General features: G+C 71.0%; 7 protein-coding genes. 4 read left to right on the top strand and 3 right to left on the bottom strand.

The window, feature by feature from the left end; all coding sequences use genetic code 11:
• Position 1: 1 nt before the first annotated feature.
• The 3 genes from EXE41_RS14330 to EXE41_RS14320 form a co-directional block, all read right to left on the bottom strand.
• Entirely contained in the window at positions 2–1,018 is a 1,017-nt protein-coding gene (locus tag EXE41_RS14330) for an FAD-dependent oxidoreductase (RefSeq protein WP_137691360.1), read from the bottom strand.
• The gene (locus EXE41_RS14325; RefSeq protein WP_137691359.1) at positions 1,015–2,253 is read right to left on the bottom strand and encodes an ABC transporter substrate-binding protein; all 1,239 of its coding nucleotides are present in this window, start codon (positions 2,251–2,253) and stop codon (positions 1,015–1,017) included. Before EXE41_RS14325 ends, EXE41_RS14330 begins: the two co-directional genes overlap by 4 nt.
• A gap of 164 nt (positions 2,254–2,417) precedes the next feature.
• A complete protein-coding gene (locus tag EXE41_RS14320; protein ID WP_049932388.1) occupies positions 2,418–3,332 on the bottom strand; it encodes a serine/threonine-protein kinase RIO2 in 915 nt (304 codons plus the stop codon).
• Positions 3,333–3,478: 146 nt separating this feature from the next.
• On the opposite strand from EXE41_RS14320, the gene EXE41_RS14315 reads away from it, so the two are divergent.
• The 4 genes from EXE41_RS14315 (at position 3,479) to EXE41_RS14300 (ending at position 6,780) form a co-directional block, all read left to right on the top strand.
• Positions 3,479–4,327, top strand: coding sequence for a biotin/lipoate A/B protein ligase family protein (locus EXE41_RS14315; RefSeq protein WP_137691358.1), 849 nt, complete (start codon positions 3,479–3,481; stop codon positions 4,325–4,327).
• A 161-nt stretch (positions 4,328–4,488) separates the two neighbouring features.
• Positions 4,489–5,325, top strand: a complete 837-nt coding sequence (locus tag EXE41_RS14310) for a deoxyribonuclease IV (RefSeq protein ID WP_137691357.1) — start codon at positions 4,489–4,491, stop codon at positions 5,323–5,325.
• Positions 5,326–5,409: 84 nt separating this feature from the next.
• Positions 5,410–5,904: a hypothetical protein gene (locus EXE41_RS14305; RefSeq protein ID WP_089307959.1), complete on the top strand. Its 495-nt coding sequence runs from the start codon at positions 5,410–5,412 to the stop codon at positions 5,902–5,904.
• Positions 5,905–5,973: 69 nt separating this feature from the next.
• The gene (locus EXE41_RS14300) at positions 5,974–6,780 is read left to right on the top strand and encodes a class I SAM-dependent methyltransferase (protein WP_086220344.1); all 807 of its coding nucleotides are present in this window, start codon (positions 5,974–5,976) and stop codon (positions 6,778–6,780) included.
• Positions 6,781–7,138 lie beyond the last annotated feature (358 nt).

Below are 7,138 nucleotides of genomic sequence, written 5' to 3'. Positions count from 1 at the left end.
CTCACCGCTCATCGCGGGCCTCCGTCGGCTCGCGGCGCGTCGATCCGTCGCCGCCCGCGTACGCCGCGACCGCCCCGTCGTCCAGCGCGTCGAGCAGCGCGGCGGGCTCGTGTGCGTCGACGACCGCCTCGGGGTCGAGTCGCTCGGCGAGCGCGCGGTGACCGGCCGCGGCGCGCGCGGCCGCCTCGTCTGCGTCGACGTACGCCGACAGGGCGTCGTCGACCGCGGCCTCGCGGACGCGCGCGAACCGCTCGGAGTCGGGGTCGACCGGGCCGTCGGCGTGGGTCTCGTCGAACCACTCGACCCAGCGCTCCCGGTCGGCCCACTCGCCCTCGCGCTCGGCCTCGCGGCGGACCCAGTCGACGCCCTCGGCCGCCGCCGGCCACCAGCCGTCGTCGATCCGGGCGTCGGCGACCACCCGCTTGCCGACCCGCGCGCCCCGGCCCGCGGCCGTGACCGCCTGCCGGTCCGCGTCCGACGGAGACGCGACGTACAGCCCCTCGACCGGCGTCTTCCCGTCTCGGTCCGCGTACTCCCGGTCGAAGTCCTCGCGCGTCTCGCCGTCGCGATCGCGTGCCTCGAACATCGCGCCGTCCCCGTCGAGCCCGCGGAGGTACTCGCCGTCGTAGCGCGTCGCCGCGACCACCCGGCGGGCGGTGACCGGGTCGCCCTCCTGCGGGGTCACGACGAACCGAGGCGCGTCGCCCTCGGGGGGCTCTCCGGGCCCGCCGTCGGTCGCCCGCTCGACGGTCTCGACGAGGTCGTCGACGACCGCACAGCCCGCCCGCTCGGCCTGCTCGCGCATGAGGTCGGAGAGGGTTCCGACGTCGACGCCGGCCGGGAAGCCGGGGTAGTTCTCGAGGTGCGCGCACCGCGCGAGCGACGACCGGCCGCGGTCGAAGACGGTCACGTCGAGGCCGTCGCGCGCGGCGAACACCGCGGCGGCGCAGCCGGCCGGCCCGCAGCCGACCACGACGACGTCGCGGTCGGCGGCCTCGGGCTCGGCGGGACCGCTCATTCGCCCCCTCCGGCGACGATCGAGGCGACCTCGCCGCGGTCGAACAGCTGTTCGTCGGCGGGGATCTTCGGGTAGTCGTCGCCGTGTTCGTACGTCGGCCACTCACCGAACCGCTCCGGGAACAGCTGTTTCGCGGTCATCTCCAGCTGGAACAGGTTCATGATCGGGCCCTGAACCGGATCGCCGGAGGGGTAGAAGCGGTCGTTCGCTATCGCGGAGAGGTCGCCGGCGACCGGGTGGTCCGACAGCTCCTCGCGGACCGCGCCCACGTCGTAGTAAGAGGCGATCCCGTACTGGTGGAGGACGACGTCGGGGTCGACCTCCAGCAGTCGCTCGTGGTCGTATGCCGTCTCGTAGGTGACGTCGTCGCCGGCGAACGCGTCGGGCACATCGAACGGACGCACGTGCGCGTTCGCGAACCCCGGCTCGTCGGTCCGCGAGGGGTAGTATGTCCCGTCCATGTAGATGAGCGTCGCGACGGTCGGCCGCTCCTCGGCCGGGGGGAGGTCGCTCCGGATCGTCTCGATCAGGTCCTCGCGGACCGCGTCGAGCGCGGCGAAGCGTTCCGACTCTCGGAACGCCGCGGCGACCCGCTCGCCGATCTCGGGGAGGGTGTAGTACTCGTACCGGTCGCGGTACGCCTCGGGCGGCGCGGCGCGCCGGCGGCTGTAGCTGTTTCCGAACCACGGCCCGACGCGCTCGCGGACCTCGGCCACGTCCTCCTCGTCCCAGCCGTCGAAGGAGGCGAACAGCGCCGGGTCGGCCAGGTGGAGGTCGGAGTCGAGCTCGTAGAGGAGCTCGCGGTCGACCGAGATGCCCCCGCCCGAACCGGAGTTGAGCTGCGTGATCCCCTCGCGATCGAAGGAGACGCCGTCGAGGTTCGCGTAGTAGGCGTCGAGCGTGTTCCCGCCCGCGTCGGCGTCGAACCCGAGAGAGTTCACCGCCCCGCCGTGGCCGAGCGCCACGGCGAGGTCGGCGTACAGCAGGCTGTACACCGACACGCTCTCGGGGACCGCGTCGAACTCGACCTCGCCCACCGGGGCCATCGCGGCCGTGTACGTGTCCGGCGAGTCGCCGCCGGAGCCTCCGTCCGCGGAACCGGCCTCATTCTCGGACCCGCTCGGCGTCGTCTCCCTCCCGCTACACCCGGCGAGGAGCCCCGCGCTGGCAACGGCGCCGCAGTACCTGATCGCGTCGCGTCGCGTGCCGGTGAGTCGGTCCGCGTCTGGTTGTATACGATTTAGGCCACCCTAAAGGATTAAAGCGGTTTCGAATCTTAGGTATGCCTAAAACCTCGCCAGACGGTCGGCGAGACCCCGCGGACCGGTGCGGACGTGACGAACGGCAGCCGAGCGGGACGAACCGCGGCCAAGCCGGATTTCGTATCGCGCTATCCGCTTTATTCGGCGCCGAACGACCGCACGCTCTCGAACGAGCCGTCGGCGATAGCGGCGGCGATGCCCTCGATATCGGCCTCTCGCGGCACCTCGTGCGGGTACTTCCGACCGAAGTACCGGACGAGGTTCTCCACGTCGCGTTCGAGGAACTCCCGCGCGTTCTCGTGGTCGACGGGCACCGCCTGCGGCCAGTCGAAGATGGTGATCCCGCTCTCGGCGACCGCGACGTTGTGCTCGGAGGCGTCGGCGTGGATCCAGCCGAGTTCGTGGGCGGTCGCGAGTTCGCGGCAGATCAGATCGAGGACGCCGACCGCCTGCTCGGGGTCGAGCTTCGCGCGCGAAAGTTCGACGCCCGCGAACTTCTCCATCACGATGGCGTGTCGGTTGTGGTCGACCGGCCGGGGGACGGAGACGTCCGGATACAGCGACTCCATCGCCTCGTACTCCCGCTCGGCCGCCTTGCGCGCGGTGTACAGCCACGAGACGTGGTCCCGGTCGGCGGTGTACTCGCGCTCGCGGTTCACCTCGCGGAAGTTGGTGTACCCCTCGCGGTGGTACTTCAGGGCGAGCGGCCGGAACGACTGCGCCTCGTACACGTCGCCCTCCTTGCCGAGCCCGAGCGGCGACCCCACGCCGTCTATCGTCTCCCGCTCCGCGAACGTCCGGAGCGCCAGGGCGTCATACCCCTCGAAGGTGAGCTGGTACCCCTCGTACTGGATCGTCTTCCGCTCGATCAGCTCGCGGTCGAGGCAGCGGTCGATGCGGTAGTCGACCTCCTCGCGCGTCAGGTCGGCGTAGTCCGGGAGCTTGTCGCGACGGACCCACTCCGAGAAGCGCATCCCCTGCTCGACGCCCGAGAGGAGGTAGAAGTCCTCGGGGTCGAGGTCGGCCATGTCGCCGGCGACGTTTCGCACCATACGCGCCCCTACTCCGGCGATTCGTAAAAGGGGCGCGCGTTCGACGACATCCACTGGTATAGCGTATATCGCGATATCGAATTTCGTTCGGGCCGACCGCTGGGCCGAGCGCAACCGCTTTCGGAGCGGCGGCCGACGGTGTCGACATGACCGCGCCCGCCGTCGACTGGCGGCTGATCCGCGAGGAGACCCGCCCCGGCCCAATGCAGATGGCGTTAGACGAGGTTGCCGCCGAGACCGCCGCGGCCGGCGGCCCCGCCACGCTCCGCACCTACCGCTGGGAGCCGAGCTGTCTCACCCTCGGCCGCCACCAAGACCCGGAGACGGTCGACTGGAGATTCTGCGAGCGCGAGGGGATCGACGCAACGCGCCGGCAGACCGGCGGCGGCGGCATCTACCACGACGAAACGGGTGATATCGCCTACTCTATCGCGGTCCCCGCGGAGACGGTGCCGGGCGAACTGCTCGACTCCTACCACCTTCTTTGCGAGCCGGTCCTCGACGCCTTCGACCGGCTCGGCGTCGACGCGGACTACGTCGACGAGTCGATGCCGGGACTGTATCACCCCGCCTGCTACCTCCGCGAGCTCCACCCGGCACACGATGTGGTGGCCCCGGGACCGGAGGGCGACGAGCTCCGCAAGATCGCCGGAAACGCGCAGTACCGCAAGCGGGAGGCGGTGATCCAGCACGGGTCGTTGACCTTCTCGGTCGACGCGCCGCGGCACCTCGGCGTCTTCGCCGATCCGTCGGTGACTCCCGAGGCGTTCCGAGACCGGGTCGTCGGGATGGACGAACTGGTCGATGTCGACCGCGCGGCCGCGGTGGCGACCGTCGAGGCGGCGCTGGCCGACTGGGCGGACGCGACTCCGGGAGCGACGGTCGACGCGGACGGGTCGTGGACCGACGACGAACTGGAGCGGGCCGAGGAAATCGCCGCGGAGAAGTACCGGAACGAGGAATGGGCCCGGACGCGACCCGGGGGCGGCGCGTAAGATGCGGAAAGCGGGAAGCGGCGGTAAGACGTGGAAAGCGGGAAGCGGCGGCAAGACGTGGAAAGCGGGAAGCGGCGGCGGGTGACGGCGGGGACGACCGCGAACGACCGCGGACCGCCCGGTTCCGAAGGGGCTTTTTCGGCCGCCCCCGTGTAATCGGTATGAGTCTCAAGGTCGGCGCGCACGTCTCCATCGCCGGCGGCGTGGACAACGCCGTGGCGAACCAGGTCGAGGTCGGCGGCAACTGTGGACAGATCTTCACCCACTCGCCGCAGGTGTGGCAGGACCCGGACATCGGCGACGAGGAGGCCGAACGGTTCCGCGAGGGGACCGAACGCGACTTGGAGGGGCCGTGGGTGATCCACACCTCCTACCTCGTGAACCTCTGTACGCCGAAGGAGGGGCTCCGTGAAAAGTCGCTCGACTCGATGCAAAAAGAGGTCGACGCGGCCGACAAGCTGGGCATCCCGTACGTGAACGTCCACCTCGGCGCGCACACGGGGGCCGGCGTCGAGGGCGGCCTCGATAACGCCGCGTCGGTGATCGACGACCTCGACGTGCCCGACGGCGTGACGATCCTGATCGAGAGCGACGCGGGCGCGGGAACGAAACTCGGCGGCGAGTTCGAGCACCTCGCGGGGGTCATCGACCGCACCGAGACCGACATCGACGTCTGCGTCGACACCGCACACGCGTTCGCGGCGGGCTACGACCTCTCGACGCCCGAGGCGGTCGACCAGACCCTCGGCGAGTTCGACGACGTGGTCGGGTTAGAACACTTGGAGTACGTCCACCTCAACGACTCGAAACACGAGTGCGGCACCAACAAGGACGAACACGCCCACATCGGCGAGGGGCACATCGGCGAGGCGGGGATGGAGCGGTTCCTCAACCACCCCGACCTGGCGGACGTGCCGCTCGCGCTGGAGACGCCGACCGAGGACGGAAAGAGCTTCGCGTGGAACATCGACCGAGTGCGCGAACTCCGGCGCGACTGAGGCACCGCGACCGAGACGCCGCCGTCTCCGCGGACGCCGTCCGTCCGACGCAGTTTTAAGTTATCTCGCGGGCGATCCGCGGGCATGTCCACCACGAGAGCGCTGCTGGTCGGCCGTCGCCGCGGCCGCGCGGTCGGACTGGTGGTCGGATTCGCCGGGGTCGTGGCCCTCGTGCTCGTCGCCGCCTTCGTCGCCGAGTCGGTCGGCGCGACGACGGCGGCCGCGCTGACCGACCGGCTCCTCCCGCCGTTAGTGTTCTACGCGCCCGGGCCGCTGGCCGCCGCCGGGGCGTACGCGCGCTGCGGGGGGCCGGCCTGTCTGACCGTCGGCGTCGTGCCGGCGGTCGTCCTCGGCGGGTTCGTCCTCGTCGGGACGGTGGTCGGCGTCCCCGGCGTCAACGGCGGGAACCCGGCGCTCGGCGACGTGACGGTGAGCTTCGCCGCGATCGGGCTGAGCAGCGCGTTTGTCGGCTACTGCGCTGGGGTGACCGCCGTCCTCGCCGCCGACATGCTGGGATTCGGCGGCCACGGCAGCGGAGGGGAGACGGACGGCGGCGAGGGGGACGCCGACGAGGCGTGACGGCCCGACCGGGAATCGAGCGGCGGTCGATCTCCGGACGTTTATTTTCGCCCGCGCCGAAGCGGGGGCGTGCGACGCTTCTCCGCCGAGTACCTCGAACACACCCGCCGCGGGATGTGGGAGGACGGCCGCGACGCGCTCGCCGACTTGGAGCTATCGAGCCGCGAGCGCGTCCTCGATGTCGGCTGCGGTACCGGAGAGCTGACCCGCGTGCTGGCCGCGGAGACGGACGCGGACGTACTCGGCGTCGACGCGGACCGAGAGCTCCTCTCGGTCGCCCGCGAGGAGAGCGACGGCCGGACTGGATACCTCGCGGGCGACGCCACGCGGCTCCCGGTCGATGACGACGCGGTCGACCTGGCCGCCTGTCAGGCCCTGCTGATCAACCTCCCGGACCCGACCGCCGCGGTCCGAGAGCTCGCCCGCGTCTCCGGGGACCTCGTCGCCGCGGTCGAGCCGGACAACGCCGACGTGCGGGTGGCCTCGACGGTCGACGCCGAGGAGCGACTGGAGCGCGAGGCCCGCGAGGCGTACGTCGACGGGGTGGACACCGACGTGGCGCTCGGCGACCGGGTCCGCGAGGCGTTCGACGCGGCGGGACTCGTCGACGTGCGCACTCGGCGCTACGTCCACGAGAAGCGGACCGAGCCGCCGTACGCCGAGGCCGCGCTGCGGTCGGCGGCGCGGAAGGCCTCCGGCGCGGGGCTGGCCGACCACCGCGACGAGTTGGTGGCCGCGACCTCCGAGCGCGCGTACGACGACCTCCGCGGGCGCTGGCGCGAGATGGGCCGCGAGGTCGTCGACGCCATCGGCGCCGCGGAGTACGAACGCGTCGAGTACGTCCCGTTCGACGTGACGGTCGGACGAGTGAGCTGAGAGAAAGAGGAAACCAGAACCGACGCCGACGGGCGGTTGTTTATAAGTCAGAGAGGCTGATTCCGAATTTGATAGATAAATGACTTGTAGCAGATCGGCGGCCGACACCGCCAAAGCCCCAGCCGTCCGGATATAAATGACTGGTTGTAGATCGGCGGCGAACTCCTCCAAAGCCCCAGCCGCGAGGGCTCGCGCGGCTTGTTGTGCTCCTCGCTCGCGTTGCTCGCTGCGGTGCGTACTGCGCCGTGCTTCGCCCTCGCGACTGCCACTTTGAGTCCCGCCCCGCACCGCGCCTCATGCCTCCCCAGCCTCGTCGGCCGGCCTCCGCTTCGCTCCGGCCGGCCGACTCCCTCGCGCG

Origin of the sequence: Halorubrum sp. SD690R (assembly GCF_005435035.1) — an archaeon.
Lineage (GTDB): Archaea > Halobacteriota > Halobacteria > Halobacteriales > Haloferacaceae > Halorubrum > Halorubrum ezzemoulense.
Note: the sequence above shows the minus strand (reverse complement) of the source record. Positions and strands in the feature narration are given on the sequence as shown.

Excerpts from the sequence above, each read along its gene's own strand:
- EXE41_RS14305 (WP_089307959.1), top strand. The coding sequence starts at position 5,410 with ATGTCCACCACGAGAGCGCTGCTGGTCGGCCGTCGCCGCGGCCGCGCG.
- EXE41_RS14320 (WP_049932388.1), bottom strand. The coding sequence starts at position 3,332 with ATGGTGCGAAACGTCGCCGGCGACATGGCCGACCTCGACCCCGAGGAC.
- EXE41_RS14330 (WP_137691360.1), bottom strand. The coding sequence starts at position 1,018 with ATGAGCGGTCCCGCCGAGCCCGAGGCCGCCGACCGCGACGTCGTCGTG.
- EXE41_RS14315 (WP_137691358.1), top strand. The coding sequence starts at position 3,479 with ATGACCGCGCCCGCCGTCGACTGGCGGCTGATCCGCGAGGAGACCCGC.
- EXE41_RS14310 (WP_137691357.1), top strand. The coding sequence starts at position 4,489 with ATGAGTCTCAAGGTCGGCGCGCACGTCTCCATCGCCGGCGGCGTGGAC.